This window comes from Roseomonas sp. KE2513, from assembly GCF_016107305.1.
Lineage (GTDB): Bacteria > Pseudomonadota > Alphaproteobacteria > Acetobacterales > Acetobacteraceae > Roseomonas.
Genome location: NZ_RCVR01000017.1, coordinates 98062 through 117499, shown reverse-complemented (window position 1 = coordinate 117499; position 19438 = coordinate 98062). Strand labels below are relative to the sequence as shown.

Sequence of the window (19438 nt, the reverse complement as noted above, 5' to 3'; positions counted from 1 at the left end):
GGGAGAGGCGGGATGCTGGGCTTCGAAACGGCAGCGCGACCGGAGGCGGTGGCCTTCGATATCATCGGAACCGTCTTCCCGCTGCACCCGCTGCGGCCGACCATCGAGGAGCTGGGCCTTCCACCCGCGGGACTGGAGGGCTGGTTCGCCGCCGCCCTGCGCGACGCCTTCGCCCTCTCCGCCACCGGGGATTTCCGCCCCTTCACGGAAGTGCTGTCAGGCGCCCTGGAGGAGGTTCTGGGTGAACAGGGCCTCTCCCCTGCCCCCGAGACCAAGGCCCTGCTCATGGAGCGCATGAAGAGCCTGCCCGCGCGCCACGACGCCCGGGAGGCCTTCGGGGCCGTGTCCCGGGCCGGCATGCGGATCATCGCCCTCAGCAACGGTGCGGCCGCCTCCACGCGGGCCCTGCTGGAGGGCGCAGGGCTTGCGGACCTCGTCGGGGAGATCGTCTCGGTCGAGGAGGTGAAGCTCTTCAAACCACGCCGCGAGGTCTATGCCCGCGCCGCCGAGCGCGCCGGGCTGGATCCCGGGCGGTTGGCCCTGGTGGCCGTGCATCCCTGGGACATCCAGGGCGCTAAGGCCGCCGGTCTGACCGCCGCCTATGTCTCGGCCGAGCGGCCCTTCCCGCCGACCATGCGGGCGCCCGACATCACGGCACCCTCCCTCGCCGAGGCTGCGGCGGCGCTGGTGGCGCTGTAGCGCGACGCCCCTCGTCCGATTGAACGGAACGATCAGCAACTGCCGGACCCCTCAAGCGGTTCGGTAGGCGCGCCGCCCGGCAGCCGGCCGTCGCGCCGCCAGCCGACCAGCCCCCAGGAGCGCCCATGGATATCCGCCTGACGGTGAACGGCACGGAGCACGCGCTCTCCGTGGACGTCCGAACCACCCTGCTCGACGCGTTGCGAGAGAGGCTGGAGCTGACCGGCACGAAGAAGGGCTGTGACCTCGGGCAGTGCGGCGCCTGCACGGTGCTGATGAACGGCCGCCGCGTTCTCGCCTGCTTCACCCTCGCCGTGGCGGCCGAAGGGGCGGAGATCACGACCATCGAGGGGCTGGCAGGCGACGACGAGCCGCTGCACCCGATGCAGCAGGCCTTCCTCGAGAACGACGCCTACCAGTGCGGCTACTGCACGCCCGGCCAGATCATGTCGGCCATTGCTTGCGTGAGGGAGGGCCACGCCGGGACGGACGAGCAGATCCGCGAGTACATGAGCGGTAATCTCTGCCGCTGCGCTGCCTATCCGAAGATCGTCGCGGCCATCCGCCAGGCCCGGCCACTGCTGGAGAACCGCTGAGATGCGCCCCTTCGAATACGAGCGGGCGGGCGGCAGCGAGGCGGCGCTGGCCGCCAGCGCGCGCCACGCGGCCCCCGATGCGCCACCGCCCCAGTACTTGGCCGGCGGCACAAACCTGCTGGACCTGATGAAGATCGGTGTCATGCACCCGCCCGCGCTCATCAACATCGACGCGCTGCGGGGCGCCCACGGTGGTATCGAAGCCGACGCTTCGGGACTTCGCCTCGGCGCTCTGGCCCATATGGCGGAGGCCGCGGAACACCCGGCCATCCTGCGGGACTACCCGGCCATTGCGCAATCGCTCCAGCAGGCCGCCAACCAGCAGCTGCGGAACATGGCGACGCTGGCCGGCAACGTGCTTCAACGCACGCGCTGCAACTACTTCCGCGACCCGAGCTGGAATGCCTGCAACAAGCGCCGTCCCGGCAGCGGCTGCGCGGCAAAGGAGGGGGTGAACCGCCTCCTGGCCGTGCTCGGCGTCAGCGAAGCGTGCATCGCCAGCTACCCCGGCGACTTCGCCAATGCCCTCGCGGCCTTCGGCGCCGAGGTGGGCTTGGCCTCGCCCGAGGGCGGCACCCGCCGCATCCCATTCGAGAACCTGCACCGCCTGCCCGGCGACACTCCGCAGATCGAGACGGACCTGCACCCGGGCGAGCTGATCACCGATTTCCACGTGCCGGCCGGCCCGTGGACGCGCCGCTCCCTTTACCTGAAGGTCCGTGACCGCGCCTCCTTCGCCTTCGCCGTTGCCTCCGCGGCCGTGGCGCTGGACCTCGAGGGGGGCACGGTGCGCGAGGCCCGCATCGGGCTGGGCGGCCTCGCCGCAAAGCCGTGGCGCTCGCACGGGGCCGAGGCCGCGCTGCGGGGCCGGCGCATGGACGAGTCCACCGCTCAGGAAGCCGCCGAGGCGGCCTTCGCCAACGCCATCACCCATGGCGAGAACGCCTTCAAGCCGGAGCTCGGCCGCCGAACCCTCGTGCGTGCGCTGCTCGAAGCCGCCGAGATGGAGGTTTGACCATGCCTGACGGCACCCAGACGATGATCGGCCAGCCCGCCCTACGTATCGACGGCCGCGCGAAGCTCACGGGACGCGCCCGCTATGCTTCCGACGAGGTCGTACCAAATCCAGCCCACGCCTTCCTTGTCACCAGCTCCATCGCCCGCGGCCGCATCCGCGGCTTCCATCTAGACAAGGCCCGCGCCGTGCCCGGCGTGCTGGACATCCTCACCCACGAGAACGTTGGCAGCGAGGCCGAGAAGCCGAAGCCCATGGCGGGCGGCGACACCACCTCCACGCTCGAATCCGACCGTGTCTGGCACGATGGCCAGATCATCGCCGTGGTGGTCGCTGATACCTTCGAGGCAGCGCGCGAGGCTGCGCACAAGGTGGCCGTCGATTATGAATCCGAGCCCCCCTCCGCCACCTTCGGCAGCCCCGGCGCCGAGGAGGAGGTCCGCAAGGCCGGCGAGCACAAGGACTACCACGTCGGCGACGCCGAGGCCGCCTTTGCTGCCGCGCCCGTGAAGGTCGATGCCCGCTACGGCACGCCGACGCAGCACCACAACCCCATCGAGCTCTTCACCACCACTTGCGTCTGGAACGGGTCGAAACTGACGGTCTATGAGCCCAGCCAGTTCGTCTACGGCCTGCGCGGCAACCTTGCGCAGCAGCTCCACATGGAGCCGGGCGATATCCACGTCATCTCGCGCTATGTCGGCGGCGCCTTCGGCTCCCGCGGCGGCATCACGGCGCGCACGGCCTGGATCGCCATCGCCGCGCGCCGCCTCGGCCGGCCCGTGCGGCTGGTGCCGACGCGTGACCAAGGCTTCACCATCGTCACCTACCGTGCCGAGACGCGCCACCACATCCAGTTGGGCGCCACGCCCGACGGCCGGCTGACCGCGCTGCGCCACGAGGGATGGGAGGTCACCTCCCGCCCCTCGCAGTACAATGTTTCCGGCACCGAGACGACGGCGCGGGTCTATGCCTGCCCGAACATCCTGACGAAGGTGAACATCGTCCACGCCGACCGGAACACGCCGGGCTTCATGCGCGCCCCGCCCGAGACGCCCTACATGTTCCCGCTCGAAGTCGCCATGGACGAATTGGCCGTGGCGCTGGGCATGGATCCCGTGGAGCTGCGCCGCGTCAACGACACGATGAAGGACCCGGCGACGGGCCTCGACTACAGCTCCCGCTCCCTCATGGAATGCTACGACCAGGCAGGAGCCCGCTTCGGCTGGAAGTCCCGCAACCCCGCGCCCCGCAGCATGTGCGAGGGCGACTGGCTGGTCGGCTGGGGCTGCGCGAGCGCCGCCTACCCCGCCAACATCGGCCCCGCCGCCGTGCGGGTGACGCTGACACCCGAAGGCCGTGCGCGCGTGCAGATCGCGGCGCACGACATCGGCACCGGCGCCTACACCGTCCTCGCCATCACCGCGGCGGAGCGGCTCGGCTTGCCGATCGAGCACGTCACGGTTGAACTCGGCGGCTCCGAACTGCCGGCCGCGGGGCTGGCGGCGGGATCGAGCCACACGGCCGGCATCTGCAACGCCGTCGCCAAAGCCTGCGAGGAGATCCGCCAGAAGCTGGCCCTGGCCGCGGTCGTCACGAATGATGGCGCTCTCAGCGGCCAGGATGCCTCGGCACTCGTGCTGCGGGAAGGCGCGCTGCAGAGCCCTGCCGGCGCGAAGGAGGACCTGCGGGCGGCCCTCTCGCGAGTCACTGGCGGCGTGCTGGAAGTCTATGCGGAGAACATCCCCCAGGGCCTGCCGAGGGAGTCCATCGGCAAGGCCTATGCTGGCCAGATGTCCATGTCCCGCGGACATAGCCGCCAGGACGCCACCACCTACACCTTCGGCGCCCAGTTCGTGGAAGTACGCGTGCATTCCCGCACGGGCGAGGTGCGCGTGCCGCGCGCCGTCGGCGCCTTCGCGGCGGGTACGATCGTCAACCCGCTCACGGCGCACAGCCAGTGCATTGGCGGCATGATCTGGGGCATCGGCGCCGCGCTGCACGAGGCGACGGAGATCGACCCGAACGCGGCCCGCTACGTCAACGACAACCTCTCCGAATACCTCATCCCCGTGAACGCGGACGTGCCGCAGGTCGAGGCCATCCTCGTGCCGGAGAGGGACGAACGCGTGAACCCGCTGGGCATCAAGGGCTTGGGCGAAATCGGCATCGTCGGCATGAACGCGGCGGTGTGCAACGCGGTGTGGCACGCGACCGGCCGGCGCATCCGCGAACTGCCGATCCGTATCGAGGACCTGCTTTAGCCAAGCGATGGAAGTGCCGCTTCCCGATCCAGGCGCCGGCGCGAACTCCGGCCGCCCCGGCGCGTTGGAACGGGCTCGTCAGGCAGGAGGCCAGCATGACCGCGCGACCGCCCGAGGGCCCGAAGGCTGATTTCGACAGCAAAACCGCCACCGGGGGCCAGATCCCGCGGCCCCCGTCCGGTGAGGCCCTGGACAAGATCAGCGAGGAGCAGGGCATGATCACCGACGAGTGGAGCGGCGAGCCCGGCGACGGCAGCCCCGGCAACGGCCCGCCGCCTTCCAAGGACTAGCGCTCGCGCGGGCTTGAAGCCGGCCGCCCTCCGTTTCATATCGCCGCCAGTTCCCTTCCCCACTCCTGGAGGTTGCTTGTGAGCGAGACGGTGGAGCGCCACGAATTCGGCGCCGAGGTCGGGCGCCTGCTGGACCTAGTGGTCCATGCCCTCTACTCCGACCGCGAGATCTTCCTGCGCGAGCTGGTGGCCAACGCGGCCGACGCCGTGGACCGCCGCCGCTTCGAGGCCCTGACCGGCGGCGTGCCCGCCGTGCCCGAGGGCGGTGCCGTGCGCGTGGTGCCGGACAAGGAGGGGCGCACCCTCACCATCTCCGACCCTGGTGTCGGCATGACCAAGGCCGAGCTGGCGACCAACCTCGGCACCATCGCCCGCTCCGGCACCCGCGCCTTTACCCAGTCCCTGGCAGAAGCTCCCGCCGGCGACCGGCCGAGCCTCATCGGCCAGTTCGGCGTCGGGTTCTACTCCGCTTTCATGGTGGCCGACCGGGTCGAGGTTACCTCACGAAAGGCCGGGGCCGAGGAGGCCTGGACCTGGGCCTCCGAGGGCCGCGGCGACTTCACCCTCTCCCCCGCAACGCGCGCGGAGCCGGGCACCGACATCGTCCTGCACCTGAAGGAGGACGCGGCCGACTACCTCGAACCCTTACGGCTGAAGGCGGTGATCCGCAAGTGGGCCGACCACATCACCATCCCCATCACCGTGGCACGGGAGGGGAAGGACGAGCCCGCCAATGAGGGCACCGCCCTCTGGCGCAAGCCGAAGTCCGAGATCACGGCCGAGAGCTACGCCGAGTTCTACCGCCACCTCGGCCACGTCTTCGACGAGCCCTGGGCGACGCTGCACTGGACGGCCGAGGGCACGGTGGAGTTCACCGCCCTGCTCTTCGTCCCCGGCATGAAGCCTTTTGAGGCGGTGGAGGGCGAGCGCGAGAGCCGCGTGCGCCTGCATGTCCGCCGCATGTTCATCACCGACGAGGCCGGGCTGCTGCCGAACTGGTTGCGCTTCGTCCACGGCGTGGTGGACACCGAGGACCTGCCGCTGAACGTCTCGCGCGAGATGCTGCAGGCTACCCCCATCCTCGCCCGTATCCGCCGCGCCGTGACCAACCGCGTCATCTCCGAGCTGAAGACACGCGCGAAGGAGGCGGAGGACTACGCGAAGTTCTGGGAGAACTTCGGCCCCGTGCTGAAGGAGGGTCTCTTCGACAGCCCCGAGCACAGCAAGGATATCGCCCAGCTCTTGCGCTTCCGTTCCTCGGCCGTGGAGGGCTGGACCTCGCTCGCCGAATACGTGTCGCGCATGAAGGAGGGGCAGGAGGCGATATACATCCTCGCTGGCGACGCGCCGGAGGCGCTGGCCAATTCCCCGCAGCTCGAGGGCTTCCGCGCTCGCGGCGTCGAAGTGCTGCTGCTCTCCGATCAGATCGACGCCTTCTGGCCGGAGCGCCTGGACCGCTTCGAGGAGAAGCCGATCCGCAGCGTCACCCAGGGCCCGGTGGATCTCTCGAAAGTCGCGGCGCCCGAGGACGCGCTGGAGGAAGCAGCCGATGTCTCCCGCCTCATCCCGCTGCTGAAGGATGCGCTGAAGGACCAGGTCTCCGAGGTACGCGCGACCGAGCGCCTGGTCGGCAGCCCCGTCGTCCTCGCGGCCGCGGAGGGCGGGCCGGACCTGCAGATGCAGCGCCTGCTCAACCGCGCCGGCCGCGGCCTGGGCGCCGGCCTGCCGGTGCTCGAGATCAACCCGCGCCACGGCCTGGTCCGCGCCCTCGCGGCCAAGGCCACGGGCGAGGAATCCCTGGCGGATGCGGCGGGCCTGTTACTGGACCTCGCCCGCGTGCAGGACGGCGACGCACCGCGCGACCCCGCCGGTTTCGCACGGCGCGTCGCGGATGCCTTCGCGGCCAGCCTCGGCTGAGCCCAACTACGGGACTGCGGCGCGCCGCAGTCCCAGCGGCCTGAAAGACGGATCAGTGGACGACGAAGACGAGGCTGCCCCGCCGCCGGGCCTGCCCCGCGGAAAGTTCTACATGACGCCCGCCGGCGAGTCGGCGCTGCGTGCGGAATACGAGGCCTTTAAGGCGGAGCGCCACCGCGTGGTGGAGATCGTCTCCTGGGCTGCCGGCAACGGCGACCATAGCGAGAACGCGGACTACAAGGAGGGCAAGCGCCGTTTGCGCGAGATCGACCGGCGCCTGCGCTACCTCGGCCACCGCCTGCAATCCGCCGAGATCGTCGATCCCGCCGCGCAGAAGCAGCGGGACCGCGTCTTCTTCGGCGCGACCGTCACCTACCTCAACGAGCGCGACGAGGAAGGCCGCGTGACGATCGTCGGCGAGGACGAGGCGAACATGGCCGCCGGCAAGATCAGCATTGCCTCTCCCATGGCCCTCGCCCTGCTGCGCGCGCGGGTGGGCGACGAGGTAACGGTCCGCACGCCGGCCGGCCCGTCCTCAGTCGAGATCACTGCCATCACCTATCCCGGCTGATCCGCCTCCCAGCCGATGGCGCGCCGCAGGAAAGCGGCGCCAAGGGCCGCGAAGCCCGCCACCTCCGCATTGTCCTTGCCGTATCCGTGCCCGCCCGCCGCCGGCTCGTGGAATAATGCCGGATAGCCCATGGCCTGCAGCTTCGCCGCCATCTTGCGGGCATGGCCGGGATGGACGCGGTCGTCGCGCCGCGTCGTTGCCAACAGGATCGGTGGATAGCGCAGCCCGGGCTCCGCGACGTGATAGGCCGACATGTGCTGGAGAAACTCCCAGTCCTCCGGCTTGTCGGGATCGCCGTACTCGGCAATCCAGCTCGCGCCCGCCAGGAGCTTGCTGTAGCGCCGCATGTCGATCAGCGGGATCGTGCAGAACAGCGCGCCGAAACGCTCGGGATAGCGGGTCAGCATGTTCGCGATCAGCAGCCCGCCGTTGGAGCCACCCTCCGCCGCAAGTCGCCCCGGCTGCGTGACCCCGCGGCGCACGAGATCGGCGGCCACGGCGGCGAAATCGTCATGCGACAGCCGCTTGCCCTTACGCCGCCCGGCCTCGTGCCAGCGCGTGCCGAACTCCCCGCCGCCGCGGATGTTGGCGACTACCGTCGTGCCGCCTCGTTCCAGCCAGAGCTTGCCTTGCATCCCCTGATAGTTCGGCAGACGGGAAATCCTGAACCCACCATAGCCCGAGAGGTGCACCGGCGCCTCGCCTGTCTCCCCCGCCGGCCCCGTCTGCACATAGGGGATGCGCTCCCCGTCCACCGAGACCGCCTCGTGCCGCGTTACGACGCAGCCGGTCGCGTCGTAGGTCGCGGAGGCGCGGCGAAGTAGCTGCGGCGCCGAGAGCGCGGTATCCGTCAGCAGCAGGCTCGGCGGGGTCACCGGGTCCTCGAACTGCGCGAGCAAGCTGCCATCCGATTCCTCCGCTTCGCTGTCGAGCGGCCAGAGATGCGCGACGCCGGCTTCCGGCAGGCCGGGCAGCGCGGCGCTGCGCCATTCCTCATCCGGCGTGAAGACGGTGAAGACCGGCCGCAGTTCATCCAGTACCGAGGCGACGAGGCGCCCGTCGCACCAGAAGAAGCCCTGCAGCGCCCGCTGCTCGCCCGGCGTGAACAGCACGCGGAAGTCGCGTGCTCCCGCCATGAAGGCGTTCATCCCGATGCCAAGCAGCGTGTCGGGCGCGTGGGTCGCGTCACCCACTGTCCAGGCGCTGCGCGGCCGCACCGCCAGCCAGCCGCGCTGCCAGCGGAAGTCAGCGTCAGCCGGCAGGTCGATGGCCGTCCTCGCGCCGCTCCTGTCGCCGAGATGAACCGTGGTGTCGTAGAAGCCGATCTGGTCGATGAAGACCAGCCGCCCCGGGACCTCCCGGTCCACGCCACCCCAGGCGCCCATATGGCCGGCATCACATTCGAAGAGCACCTGCGCCGCCAGCGGATCGGTTCCGCGCGGCCAGAGCCGCACCGTGCGCGCGTAGCCGGAGCGCGTCGCCATTCCCTCCCCCAGCGCGGAGGAGACGAGCAGCGTATCCCGGTCGATCCAGTCGGCGCTGCTCTTGGCCTCTGGCAGCATGAAGCCGCCCTCAACGAAACGGCGGTCGGCGAGGCTGAACTCGCGCAGCACCACCGCATCCCCGCCGCCGCGCGAAAGGCGAAGCAGGGCCAGGTCATGGCTCCCCGGCAAGGTTGAGGCGCCGCCCCATACCCAGTCCTCCCCCTCCTCCCGCGCGAGGGCGTCTAGGTCGAGCAGCACGTCCCAGCTGGGCTCAGCTTCTCGGTAGGATCCGAGCGTCGTCCGCCGCCATAGCCCGCGCGGATGCGCGGCGTCCTGCCAGAAATTGTAGAGCCATTCGCCACGCCGCGTGACGAAGGGCAGCTTGTCCGGCCGGTCGAGCACCCGCCGCACCGCCTCCCGCTCCGCCTCGAAGCGCCCATCGGCCAGCCGTGCGAGCGTCGCCGCGTTCTGCGCGTCCACCCAGGCGAGCGCCCGCTCCCCCTCGACGTCTTCCAGCCAAAGCCAGGGATCGTCGTCCGGCGCAGCGAGGGTGGGGCGGGGATCGACGGGGCTGGTCATGGAGTGCTCTTCGTAAGCCGCGGGGCGGCCTAATCCGTGGTGATGCCGATGGCCCGCACAACCTCGCCCCAGCGGCGGATCTCGTTCGCCACGTAGGTGGAGGCCTCCTCCAGGCTCCCGCCCATCGCGTCGAAGCCCACCGCCTCCAGCCGGCTCCGCGTGCCGGGATCGGCCAGCGCCTGCGCCACGTCGGCATTCGCCTTCGCGACGATGGCGGCGGGCGTGGCGGCGGGGAAGAACAGGGCGGTCCAGGTCACGTCGTCCACGCCCGTGAAGCCCTGCTCCTCCAGTGTCGGCACCTCGGGCAGCGCGGCGGAGCGGTGCGCACCAGTCACGGCCAGCCCGCGCACGCTTCCCTGCCGCACCATCTCCATCGCAGCCGGCAGCGCCACGCTGGCCAGCTCCAACTGCCCGCCGAGCACGGCCGTCAACGCGGGCCCGGCACCGGTGAAGGGGATATGCTGCGCGTCCACCTTCGCCAGCAGCCGGAACAGCCGCTCCGCCGAGAGATGCGGCGTGGTGCCGACGCCCGCGCTGCCGAAGTTCAGCGGCTGCCGACGCGCGTAGGCGATCAGCTCCCCGATATCCTTCGCCGGAAAGTCCGGCCGCACCGCCAGCAGGTTCGGCGTGGAGGCCATGAGCGCCGCCGGCACCAGCTCCTCCGGCCGGTAGCCGGCGCTGCGGGACAGGCTCGGGTTCACCGCGAAGGCGCTGGTGGTGACGAGCGCGGTGTAGCCGTCCGGCCGTGCCCGGGCGACGAGTTGCGCGCCGATATTGCCGCCAGCTCCCGCGCGGTTCTCGATCACGGCCGCTTGGCCCCAGATCTGGGTCAGCCGGTCGCCCACGATGCGCCCGACGAGGTCCGCGGGCCCCGCGGGCGCGAAGGCGACGGCCATCCGTACCGGCCGATCGGGCCAGGCACCCGCCGGCGCCTGCGCGAAGGTTGTCAGCGGCAGCAGCGCACCCGCCCCGCCGAGCAACCCGCGCCGGCCGAGCACGCGGCTAACCCGCGACATGGGGGGTGGCCGTCAGCGCGCCGCGGTTCGCCATCAGGTGCTCCGCCGCTTCCAGCCGCGTGCCTGTCCAGACATCGCTCGCGGCCTTCACCTGCCGCATGATCTCGTCGAAGACCCAGGCGCCGGCGGGGCGGCCATAGACATGGGTGTGGATCGTCACGTCGAGCATCACCGGCCGCGTCTCGCGCTCGCGCATCGCGGAGAAGGCGTCCTGGAACTGCTCGAGCATGGCGCGGGCGTTGTTGCCGTAGCGGATGGCGCTCGGCAGGTCGTTCACGTCCATGATGAGCGGTATGGCGACGATCTCCGCGCCGCCCTCCCGCGCGAGATAGGGCAGGTCGTCGTCGTTGCAGTCGCCGTGGTGCAGGTATCCGGCCTCGGCGAGCAGGCCGACATGGATCGGGCTGCCCGTGCCGCGCGGGCTGATCCAGCCCCGCGGCGCCTCGCCGGTGATGTCGGCAATCAGCCCCGTGGTGCGGCGGATGTTCTCCCGCTGCCCGGCCTCGTCGAGGTAAACAGGGATGACGTCCATCCCGTAGGAATGCGCCACCACCTCGTGCCCGCCGCGATGGATGGCGCGCACCGTGTCCGGCCACTTCTCCGCCAGCACGCCGTTCGTCATCACGCTCGTCTTCACGCCGTTCCGTGCGGCCACTTCCAGCGCCCGCCAGATGCCGCGCGTCGCGCCGTAGAGGCCCCAGCTCGCGGCGTTCGCGTCGAAAAAGCCGGGCTTCAGCGGATTGCCCATCGGGCCGATCCCCGGCACCTGCCCCTCTGACCAGCCCTCATAGGCGATGTTGAAAACGATCCCGACCCGCGCGCCCCCTGGCCAGCGGAAGGCCTCGCCCGCGCGGAGGACGGAAGCGGTCTGTTCGGTCAAGTGGGGCTCTCCAACGATGCCGCCGGGCGAGGGTCGGAAGCGCCCTCCCAGCCGGCCGTGCGAACGGCAGGGAGGCACCGCAGCGCAACGCGCATCCTCGCCCCTCCCCTTCCCGGCGCGCAGGAGCGCGGGTTCTTTTCCGTTCAATCCTTTAGCAAGGCTAGGCCGCACCGGCAGGAGAGGCAAGCAGACCACCGGCACCCCCTCACATTCCGGCGGGCTCCCTCCCCCTTGTCTCGCGCCCCGCGCGTTGCCCGGCTAAGTGCCACGCGACCCCGGCCACCCCCAGGCCCGGCGCACCGCCACCCCCTCTGTGAGGCGCGACACCATGGCAAACAACCAGCGCAACGGCGCTCCCCCGGGCCGGGGAGCGCCGCCTTCCCCGACCGCGACGAAGCCGGCAGCCAGTCCCGGCCTTTCCGCGCCCAAGCCAGGCTTTCTCGGCCTTTCCTGGACGGTCATCGGCACGCTCGGCGTCCTTCTCCTCCTGCTCGTCATTGGCTGGTCCCTGGCGATCTCGCGCGGGAACCGGCTGGAAACCGCGGAGGCCGCCCGGCGCGGCCAGGCCGCCCGTCTCGCGGACCTCGACGGCACCCTGGCGCGCGAGCGGCAGGCGAATGGCGACCTCACCGCGCTTAACCAGCGCGCCGAAGCTGCCCGCGCCGCGACGGCCCAGGCCGAGGCCCGCGGCCGTGAACTCGCCACCGGCACGCAGGCCGCCCAGGCCCGTCTCGCCGAGCTGAGCCAGCAGGGCAGCGCCGCGGAGGCGCGGGTGAACGAGCTGACCGCCGCTTCCCGCGCCACAGAAGGCCAAGTGAATAACCTCCGCCAGCAGGCCCAGGCAGCGGCCGCCTCGCTCGATCAGGCACGCGCTCAGGTGACCGAGGCCGAGACCGCCCTGGCTCAGCGCCGGTCGGAACTCGCCTCGCTCGGCAGCCAGCAGGAGGCCGCTACCCGCGCGCTCCGCGAGGCCGAGGCCCGCACGGCCGAGCTGAGCGCCGCCGCCGAGGCCGCCCAGGCCCGCGTCGCCGCCCTCGTCGCCGAAACCGGGCAGGCGCAGGAGGCACTGACCACCCGCCAGTCCGCCATTGCCGGCGCCGACGGGCGTGCCCAGCAGCTGCGCGAGGCGATCACCGCCGCCGAAGCCGCCCTCGCCGCCCGCCAGGGCGACCTGGCCGGTGCCGAGACGCGGCTAGCCGAGCTGAACCGCAATACCCAGGCCGCCGCCGAGGCGCTGCGTGTGGCGCAGGCCCGCGTGGCCGAGGCAACCGCCGCCGCGACCGCGGCCGAGGGCCGCCTCGGCGAGCTGCGCCAGGCGGCGGAGGCGATCGCACCAGCCGAAGCGCGGCTGGCGGAGCTGAACGGCAACCTCGCCAATGCCCAGCAGGCCGCCGCCGCGGCGCAGCAGGCGGCCGCCGCTTCCCAGCAGCAGTCCGCCGCTATGGAGGAGCGCGCGACCGCACTCCGCACCCAGGTGAGCGAGGCCGAGGCCGCGCTGGCCGGTCGCCAGCAGGCCCTGGCCGAGGCCGACCGCCGCCTCGGCGAGCTCCGGCAGGCTGCGGCGGCCAGCGAGAACGACCTCGCCGCCCGCCGCAAGGAGGTGGAGGAGAGCACCGCACGCAATGCCGAACTGGCCCGCAACATCGAGGAAGCCACGGCACGTCTGCGCGCGCTGGAGGGCCGCTCGACCGCGCTTCAGGCGGACATCACCACCTCCGGCTCCGGCCTGGAGCGCCTTCGGGCCGAGGTGGCGGCGCTGATCGAGCAGGCGACCCAGCGTCGGCAGGAGATCTCCACGCTCGAGGAGAACGCCGCGCGGTTGCGCGCCGCGCCACCGGTACCGGAGCCCGCGCCTGCCGATCCGGCTCCGCAGCCCGCCCCGGCCTCGCCGGGCTAAACGCCAGCGGCCGGGCCGCGGCTTGCCCGCGCCCGGCCGTTGCGACAGGAATGAGGAGGAAACGGGCCCGAGGTGAAGCCATGGACGTCATCCTGCCCCGCGCGGCCGCCATCGGGGCCATGCTGAAGGCCCGCCGGGAGACGATCGCCGTCGCAGAGTCCTCCAGCGGCGGGCTCGTCTCCGCCGCGCTACTCGCCGTGCCCGGGGCCAGCGCGTACTTCCTGGGCGGCGCCGTGGTTTACACGGCCGAGGCCCGGGCTGCGCTCCTTGGCATTACGCCCGAGCGGATGGCGGGCATGCGCTCCTCCTCCGAGCCCTATGCCCAACTTCTCGCCCGCACGTTGCGGGAACGCTTCGGGACGAGTTGGGGCATCGCCGAAACCGGCGCCGCTGGGCCCTCCGGCAACCGCTACGGCGATGCCGCAGGCCACAGCTGTCTCGCCATCTCGGGGCCGATCGAGCTTGTGCGGACGATCGAGACAGGATCGGCCGTCCGGGCAAGGAACATGCGCGACTTCGCCAGCGCTCTGCTCGATCTAATGGCTGAAGCGCTCGAGGCGGCATCAGCCTCCTCCTGAATGTCCGCCAGCAGGCCCCTCACCATCATCTTCTTCGCTCTGCGTGGCATCACGGAGGCGCCGGCATGTTCAGCAAGGCTCCGCGATATCCAGACGGCAATCAGACGGCCTCAAACCCTCGATGGATCCAAGGCACTGCCCTGGATATGCGGAGAGGGCAGAGCCCTCTCCATGGGCGCAGCGAATCGATCGCCTCAAAGCGGCCCGCTACGCGTTGTCGAGCCGGCGCCGGAGCTAGGCGTCGCCGCGGGAAAGGCGGTCGGGCCAGTCGCGCCGCTCGCCGGAGCAACGGGCTTAGCCTGCCCCGTTTCCGGCGGCGGCGAAGCCTGCTGCTCCCCTCCCCCTTCGCTTCCCAACCCCTTGCGGGCCTCCTCGGTCACGCCTCGCACGGTTTCCTTCGCTGCATCGGCGAGGCGAGAGGCAGCGGTGCCGACCACGTCGCCGACCGTATCGGCCGTGAGGCCGTCCTTGTTCAGCTTGTCCTTCGAGATGGCATAGGTATCCGCCACCACCGACTGCGCCCGGTTGAGCTGCTGCCCGGCCATCTCCGCCGCACGCTCCATCCCGCTCTGGGCAGCGGCGCCTGCGCGCTCGGTCAGCTCGTCGCTGGTACGGCCCATCAGCTCGTCCTCGGTCCGCGTGCGCGGGAGGATGGCACCGAGCGCCGCACCGAGGGCGAGGCCCAGCGCGCCCAACAGCAGCGGTTGCTCCTCGGCGATCCGGCTCCAGCCGCTCGAGGCGGAGGAGGCGAGCGACCCCGCGCGGGCGGAGCCCGCATCGGCGGCCCGCCCGACACCCTCGCGTGCCTGGTGGAGCAGGTGGTCCGCCGTGCCCGCCACGCCCGAAGCCGCATCGGACGTCGCATCCGCGACGCCTCCCGCGAGGCGAGAGGCCGCGTTGGCGGCGCCGGAAGCGGTGTCCGAGATCGCCTCCGCCGCGCTGGAGGCAACACCGGTGATCGCATCCACCGCACGGGAGGCCGCGCCGCGCGCCCGCTCCGCCGCGTCGCCGATCGCCCCGGCACCAGAACCGAGCGCATCTCGCGCGCCTTCGGCCACGCCCGAGACCCTCGCGCGGGCAGTGCCCATCATCCCGCTGCCGGAGGCCGAGGTGCCGTGCATCGTGGTGGCGGGCGCGACCGGCGCCGGCAAGGCGAGCATCGCGTCGCGCCCGGGCGAGGCCTTGCGGTCGCCCGACAGCATCAGCCAGGCGATGCCCGCGCCGATCATCGCGACCGGCAGCGGATTGTCGCGCACGGAGGTGCCGAAGTTGCGCATGAAATCCGCGCCGCCCGAGCCGCGCGCGTATTCCATGACCTGATCGACCATCTGCCCCGGCGACATTCGATCGCGCAGCGCCTCGATCGTCTCCGTCACGCGCGCCCGGGTCTGTTCGACCTCGCCCTCGATCTCGCTGGCCGACTTGTTTCCAGGATCCGTGCTCTGGTCCATGTTCGTCGCGCTCACCGCACCGTCTCCTTCGCCGCCTGCGCATCGCGCGAGAGCTGGTTCACCGTCCGCTCGGGGGTCAGGTTTCCCGCCTTCAAGGCCTTCAGCCCGCTCTGCAACATGATGTAGCCGATCAGCGCCACCACAACGGCGACGATCAACCCGGCGAGCGGGGCCGAGAGGCCGAGAGTGACAAGGAAGGCGACCACCGCCTCCAGCAGGATCACGAGCGCCGCGAGCAGCAGCACGCCGCCGACCGCGATGCCGCCCGCCGCGGCACCGGCCTTGCTCACCTTCTCGCCTATCTCGGCCCGGGCGAGCTGGACCTCCTTGCGGACGAGGGTGGTCGTCTGCTGGACGAGATCCCCCAGCAGGTCAGGGACGGAGCGGTTCATGTCGGACATCACGCGGACCTCCCCGCCGGGTTGCCAGGAAGCGCAGGGGCTGCGGCAACCTCCACATCCGTGGGCATTGAACCCGGGGCGGCATCGCCCGCGCGGTGCGCGACCGCACCGCCAAGGCTCGCGGCGGCCATGGTTGCGGGGTGGCTGCGATGCGGCGCGGTGACGGCCGCGCCGACCTCCGGCACCCAGCCCGGCGCGCCCGAGGCGGTCGTGCGGTCGAGAGCCGCGGGGTTTGCGAGGTCGGAACCCTGCCGCGTCGTGCTGCCGGCACCTGCCTGCGAGGACGGGCGTTGCGCGGCGCCGCTCTGGGAACCATAGGAAGCGGCCACGCCCTCCGCCGAGCTCTTGGCGAAGCGGGAGATGGCGAAACCCGCCACCAGGGCCGCACCGAAGAAGGCGCCCGGTTGACGGCGTGCGAAGTCGCCTACCTCGTTCACCAGATCGCCTACGCTGCGTTCGCGCAGCGCGGCGGAGACGCCGTCTACAGACTCTGCGGCGGCGCGAACATGCCGCGCGATCTCGGGCGAGGTGCCTTCGAGGTCGTCGGCCACACGGCGCACGGCGTTGGCCAGGCCATGCGCCCGCTCCGCCCCAGCGGCCTTGCCCTGCTCGGCAAGGTCTTCGACCCGCTCGCGCGCCGCGTCAGCAACCTCGGCACCCTGCGCCTTCGCCTCATCGATCACGGAGCCGGCCTGCTCGCCGATCCGCTCCTTCGCCTCCGAGGCCTGCGAGCCGATGCTGGAGGCTGCGGCACGCAGATCCTCCCCTGCATCGGCGAGGGAAGGCTGGCCGCCGGCCGGGCGGCTTACTGATGGATTGTCCCTCGACAAGTCGCTCATGCGCCAACTCTCCCAATGATCCGCCAGGACGCGCCCAGATTGCTCCGCACCGCCCGGCTTGGAGCGGCAACGGAACCGGGACGGCGCCAAGGACGCGCGGCGCCCCGTCAGCTGCGTTCTGAAAACCGCGGAAGCGAGGAATGGTTCCATTGGCCGCAACGACGCGGCCGGAAGGTCACGGCAGTAGGGGCCGCCCGGCGTCAGCCCCGGGCAGGCAGCCCGCGCAGCGCGCGCCAGAAGCGCCGCGTCCCCGCCACCTGCTGGCGCCACCAGCCGCCCTGCACGAACTCGCGCGGCGCCTCGGGATCGCCGGTGTGGGGGAAGACATCCCGGCGGAAGTCGCCGGTACGGAAAATCATGTCCCAGAGAGGGAAGAGCACCGCGAAGTTCCGCCCCTCCTGCCCCACCGAAAGCACCCCGTGGTGCAGGCGGTGGAAGCGCGGGGAGACGAGCAGCCGCTCTCCGACTTTGCCGAAGGAGAGGCGGACATTCGCGTGGGACAGGCTCTCGGCCACGCGCAGGATGAGGACGATGAGCGGGAACTGACCAGGCGGCACGCCGATCAGCAGCGCGAGCCCGCCGAACCAGAGGGCCGCGATCATGTCGTCGATCACGTGGTTCCGGTCGTCGGTCCAGAAGGTCATCTTCTCCTGGGCGTGGTGGATCGAGTGAAGCGCCCACCACCAGGGGATGCTGTGCTGCAGCCGGTGTCGCCAGTACTCGCCGAAATCGAGGATGAGGATATAGACGAGGAAGGCCGCCAGCGGCCGGCTCTCCAGCCCTGGCACCAACGTCTCGAGGTTGGGCGCCACCCAGCCGAGATCGGCGATCCAGCCCGCCACCTGCGCCTGCACGCCCGCGAGGATGACGAAGGCCATCAGCGGCAGCACGCCCAGGCGTGAGAGGAGGGTGTAAGCGACGTCGGTCCCTACCACGCGCCGGTCGTCCCAGCGCTCCACCGGCCGCCAGGCCTCCAGCGGGCGGCAGACGGCATAGACCACGATCACCTGCACGAAGCCGAAGACGAAGAAGTCCATCCAGGAGAAGGCGTCCTCCGCCCACTCCATCATTCCGAGTTGGTAGAGCGCCGGCTGGACGGCAACCTGGAAGAGCCAGCTGGTGAAGGAGTCGTAGAGGCGGACGGCAGCGTCGAACATCAGCGGCGGCCCTCCGCCGGAAGCGTGGCGAAGCAGAAGCCGCGCTCCTGGAGCCCGGCAATCAAGGGTTCAAGGATGCCGGCGAAGGGCTCTCGCCTGCTGCGGACCCCCCAGTGCATGATCAGCACCTCTCCGTCGCGGATGCGCGCGAGATTGCTGGCCAGCAGCGCGCGGTTTGGATGGGCGCTGGCGTCCAGCTCGTCGCCGAGGAAGCCGTTGGCCGTCCAGCCCTGATGGGTAAGCCCGCATTGCCGCGCCATGGCGATCGCACCCGGCGTGGTGCGCCCGCCCGGCGCGCGCCAGAGCGGCAGCACGGTCGCGTTCGGCACCATGGCCCGCAGCGCCTGGATCGGCTGCTCCAGCTCGGCGCAGAGCGCCGCCTGGTCCAACACCTCGGACCCTTCGCCCGCGCGCGAGGCGTAGCGCGTGCGCCCCGACCCGGCATCGCCGGAGAAATACCAGTGCCGCCAGGTGTGGCTGGCGAAGACATGCCCCTCCGCCGCCCGCGCCCGCCAGAAGGACGCCCAGGCCGGTGAGAGGGTGCGCTCGCCACGCGCCGTCGGCTCGTCGGCCACGAAGAGCGTGGCGCGCACGTTTCGGCGGCGGAGGATGGCCGCGATCTCCTCCGCCTCCCGCGACCAGCCGGTGTCGATCGTCAGGTAGAGCGTGCCGCGGCAACTCTGGGCGGCGGCCGGCAGAGCTATCAGCGCCGCCATCCCTGCCAGCAGCAGTCGCCGCAGGCTAGCGCGCGGCTGTCGCATCGGCGCGCGGGGCCAGGTTGCGCGTCTGGAAGAGGATGCCGTGCGGCGAGCGCCCGACGGGCGAGGTCGAGACCTCCCCGGTCTCCGGATCCAGCAGGCCGATCTGCCGAGTCCAGCGCAGCGTGGTCCAGAGCCGCCCCCGCTCGTCGAAGGAAATGCAGTCCGGTCCGCCCGGCACGTCGTAGACGCGCATGATGTCGAGGGTGACCGGGTCGAGCGCGGTGATGCGGCTGTCCACCCGGCTGGTCACGTAAACCGGCCCGCCGCCCGGAGACTGGAACAGGGCATGGGCCCCGCGGCCGACCTTGATCTGGCGCTCCACGCGGCGCCCCTCCGGGTCCACCACGGCGACGAAATCCGAGCCCATGACGCCGACGAGAAGCTTGCCGTTGTGCCAGATGATCCCCGCCGGCTCGCGCCCGACCTGCATCGTCCAGGCGATCTGCCGCGTCTCGAGGTCGATCGCCGCGATGGCACGGCTGCCCTGCACGGTGACGTAGGCCATCTTGCTGTCGGGTCGGTAGGCGATGTGGCTGGGCATGTCGCCCGGCTTCACGCGGCCGAGGAGGTTGAGGCTCGCCGTCCCTGCCTCCCAGGCATAGATGTCCACCTGGTCACGGCGAAGGCCGGTGACGACCAGCATCTTCCCGTCCGGGCTGAACTCGAGATTGTAGGGGTTCGCAATCCGCTCCCGCTTGCGCAGCTCGCCGGTGGCCGGATCGATGAAGAGGATTTCGTTGCCCCCCGAATCGCCGACGAGCAGCACGTCGCGCGCGGGGGAGAGGACGAGGTGGTGCGGCTCGCGCAGCACCGGGATCTGCCGCAACTCCGTCCGCGTCGCCGCGTCCAGCACCTGAATGCCCGGATCCATGGAGTTGACGACGAAGAGCACCTCCGCCTTCGCCCCCTGTATGCTCCAACCGAGGAGAAGGGGCAGCGCGAGAAGGTAGCTGCGCATGGACGGTTGGCTCCGGGCCGGATGCGTTGCGAAGGGCGGTTCCGGGAATAAGATGACGCCCTGTGCCGCGCCACCCCGTTTATCA

The 19438-nt window shown here is 71.2% G+C and carries 18 protein-coding genes; 9 read left to right on the top strand and 9 right to left on the bottom strand.

Going from position 1 to position 19438, the window contains the following annotated elements:
* From D9599_RS17795 to greB, 7 genes are all read left to right on the top strand, one after another.
* On the top strand, positions 1-699 hold a 699-nt coding region (locus D9599_RS17795; RefSeq protein WP_232480625.1), incomplete at its 5' end, for a haloacid dehalogenase type II.
* A gap of 125 nt (positions 700-824) precedes the next feature.
* A complete protein-coding gene (locus tag D9599_RS17790; protein ID WP_198382618.1) occupies positions 825-1295 on the top strand; it encodes a (2Fe-2S)-binding protein in 471 nt (156 codons plus the stop codon).
* Position 1296: 1 nt separating this feature from the next.
* Positions 1297-2310: a xanthine dehydrogenase family protein subunit M gene (locus D9599_RS17785; RefSeq protein ID WP_198382617.1), complete on the top strand. Its 1014-nt coding sequence runs from the start codon at positions 1297-1299 to the stop codon at positions 2308-2310.
* Positions 2311-2312: 2 nt separating this feature from the next.
* Complete coding sequence (locus tag D9599_RS17780; protein WP_232480624.1) at positions 2313-4574, top strand: xanthine dehydrogenase family protein molybdopterin-binding subunit; 2262 nt, start codon at positions 2313-2315, stop codon at positions 4572-4574.
* A 95-nt stretch (positions 4575-4669) separates the two neighbouring features.
* Positions 4670-4864, top strand: coding sequence for a hypothetical protein (locus D9599_RS17775; protein ID WP_198382616.1), 195 nt, complete (start codon positions 4670-4672; stop codon positions 4862-4864).
* A gap of 78 nt (positions 4865-4942) precedes the next feature.
* Positions 4943-6781: a molecular chaperone HtpG gene (gene htpG, locus D9599_RS17770; RefSeq protein WP_198382615.1), complete on the top strand. Its 1839-nt coding sequence runs from the start codon at positions 4943-4945 to the stop codon at positions 6779-6781.
* Positions 6782-6893: 112 nt separating this feature from the next.
* The gene (gene greB / locus D9599_RS17765) at positions 6894-7352 is read left to right on the top strand and encodes a transcription elongation factor GreB (RefSeq protein ID WP_232480636.1); all 459 of its coding nucleotides are present in this window, start codon (positions 6894-6896) and stop codon (positions 7350-7352) included.
* On the opposite strand, the gene D9599_RS17760 is transcribed toward greB, so the two are convergent.
* Genes D9599_RS17760 through D9599_RS17750 form a run of 3 tightly spaced genes read right to left on the bottom strand, consistent with a single transcriptional unit; the run spans position 7340 to position 11311 of the window.
* Positions 7340-9415 carry a prolyl oligopeptidase family protein gene (locus D9599_RS17760; protein WP_198382613.1) on the bottom strand — a complete coding sequence of 692 codons (2076 nt, stop codon included), beginning with the start codon at positions 9413-9415 and terminating at the stop codon, positions 7340-7342. The two genes, greB and D9599_RS17760, sit on opposite strands and share 13 nt — an antisense overlap.
* A gap of 29 nt (positions 9416-9444) precedes the next feature.
* Complete coding sequence (locus D9599_RS17755; protein ID WP_198382612.1) at positions 9445-10431, bottom strand: tripartite tricarboxylate transporter substrate binding protein; 987 nt, start codon at positions 10429-10431, stop codon at positions 9445-9447.
* Positions 10418-11311, bottom strand: a complete 894-nt coding sequence (locus D9599_RS17750; protein ID WP_198382610.1) for a polysaccharide deacetylase family protein — start codon at positions 11309-11311, stop codon at positions 10418-10420. Before D9599_RS17750 ends, D9599_RS17755 begins: the two co-directional genes overlap by 14 nt.
* A 328-nt stretch (positions 11312-11639) precedes the next feature.
* On the opposite strand from D9599_RS17750, the gene D9599_RS17745 reads away from it, so the two are divergent.
* Positions 11640-13208 (top strand): hypothetical protein, encoded by a 1569-nt coding sequence (locus D9599_RS17745; RefSeq protein WP_198382609.1) that lies wholly within the window; start codon positions 11640-11642, stop codon positions 13206-13208.
* Between the two features lie 80 nt (positions 13209-13288).
* Positions 13289-13786: a CinA family protein gene (locus D9599_RS17740; RefSeq protein ID WP_198382608.1), complete on the top strand. Its 498-nt coding sequence runs from the start codon at positions 13289-13291 to the stop codon at positions 13784-13786.
* 194 nt (positions 13787-13980) lie between these two features.
* On the opposite strand, the gene D9599_RS17735 is transcribed toward D9599_RS17740, so the two are convergent.
* The 6 genes from D9599_RS17735 to D9599_RS17710 form a co-directional block, all read right to left on the bottom strand.
* Positions 13981-15252, bottom strand: a complete 1272-nt coding sequence (locus D9599_RS17735; protein WP_198382607.1) for a DUF3618 domain-containing protein — start codon at positions 15250-15252, stop codon at positions 13981-13983.
* On the bottom strand, positions 15249-15638 hold the full coding sequence (locus D9599_RS17730) for a phage holin family protein (RefSeq protein WP_198382606.1): 390 nt from the start codon (positions 15636-15638) through the stop codon (positions 15249-15251). The genes D9599_RS17735 and D9599_RS17730 overlap by 4 nt, the downstream gene beginning before the upstream one ends.
* Positions 15638-16477 carry a hypothetical protein gene (locus D9599_RS17725; RefSeq protein WP_198382605.1) on the bottom strand — a complete coding sequence of 280 codons (840 nt, stop codon included), beginning with the start codon at positions 16475-16477 and terminating at the stop codon, positions 15638-15640. Before D9599_RS17725 ends, D9599_RS17730 begins: the two co-directional genes overlap by 1 nt.
* 200 nt (positions 16478-16677) lie before the next feature.
* On the bottom strand, positions 16678-17634 hold the full coding sequence (locus tag D9599_RS17720; RefSeq protein WP_198382604.1) for a sterol desaturase family protein: 957 nt from the start codon (positions 17632-17634) through the stop codon (positions 16678-16680).
* Complete coding sequence (locus D9599_RS17715) at positions 17634-18395, bottom strand: polysaccharide deacetylase family protein (RefSeq protein ID WP_198382603.1); 762 nt, start codon at positions 18393-18395, stop codon at positions 17634-17636. The genes D9599_RS17720 and D9599_RS17715 overlap by 1 nt, the downstream gene beginning before the upstream one ends.
* Positions 18376-19353, bottom strand: a complete 978-nt coding sequence (locus D9599_RS17710) for a YncE family protein (RefSeq protein ID WP_198382602.1) — start codon at positions 19351-19353, stop codon at positions 18376-18378. Before D9599_RS17710 ends, D9599_RS17715 begins: the two co-directional genes overlap by 20 nt.
* Positions 19354-19438: the final 85 nt, after the last annotated feature.

Coding starts and splice junctions, on each gene's coding strand:
- D9599_RS17790 (WP_198382618.1), top strand. CDS start 825: ATGGATATCCGCCTGACGGTGAACGGCACGGAGCACGCGCTCTCCGTG.
- D9599_RS17785 (WP_198382617.1), top strand. CDS start 1,297: ATGCGCCCCTTCGAATACGAGCGGGCGGGCGGCAGCGAGGCGGCGCTG.
- D9599_RS17780 (WP_232480624.1), top strand. CDS start 2,313: ATGCCTGACGGCACCCAGACGATGATCGGCCAGCCCGCCCTACGTATC.
- D9599_RS17775 (WP_198382616.1), top strand. CDS start 4,670: ATGACCGCGCGACCGCCCGAGGGCCCGAAGGCTGATTTCGACAGCAAA.
- greB (WP_232480636.1), top strand. CDS start 6,894: ATGACGCCCGCCGGCGAGTCGGCGCTGCGTGCGGAATACGAGGCCTTT.
- D9599_RS17760 (WP_198382613.1), bottom strand. CDS start 9,415: ATGACCAGCCCCGTCGATCCCCGCCCCACCCTCGCTGCGCCGGACGAC.
- D9599_RS17755 (WP_198382612.1), bottom strand. CDS start 10,431: ATGTCGCGGGTTAGCCGCGTGCTCGGCCGGCGCGGGTTGCTCGGCGGG.
- D9599_RS17745 (WP_198382609.1), top strand. CDS start 11,640: ATGGCAAACAACCAGCGCAACGGCGCTCCCCCGGGCCGGGGAGCGCCG.
- D9599_RS17740 (WP_198382608.1), top strand. CDS start 13,289: ATGGACGTCATCCTGCCCCGCGCGGCCGCCATCGGGGCCATGCTGAAG.
- D9599_RS17730 (WP_198382606.1), bottom strand. CDS start 15,638: ATGTCCGACATGAACCGCTCCGTCCCTGACCTGCTGGGGGATCTCGTC.
- D9599_RS17725 (WP_198382605.1), bottom strand. CDS start 16,477: ATGAGCGACTTGTCGAGGGACAATCCATCAGTAAGCCGCCCGGCCGGC.
- D9599_RS17720 (WP_198382604.1), bottom strand. CDS start 17,634: ATGTTCGACGCTGCCGTCCGCCTCTACGACTCCTTCACCAGCTGGCTC.
- D9599_RS17715 (WP_198382603.1), bottom strand. CDS start 18,395: ATGCGACAGCCGCGCGCTAGCCTGCGGCGACTGCTGCTGGCAGGGATG.
- D9599_RS17710 (WP_198382602.1), bottom strand. CDS start 19,353: ATGCGCAGCTACCTTCTCGCGCTGCCCCTTCTCCTCGGTTGGAGCATA.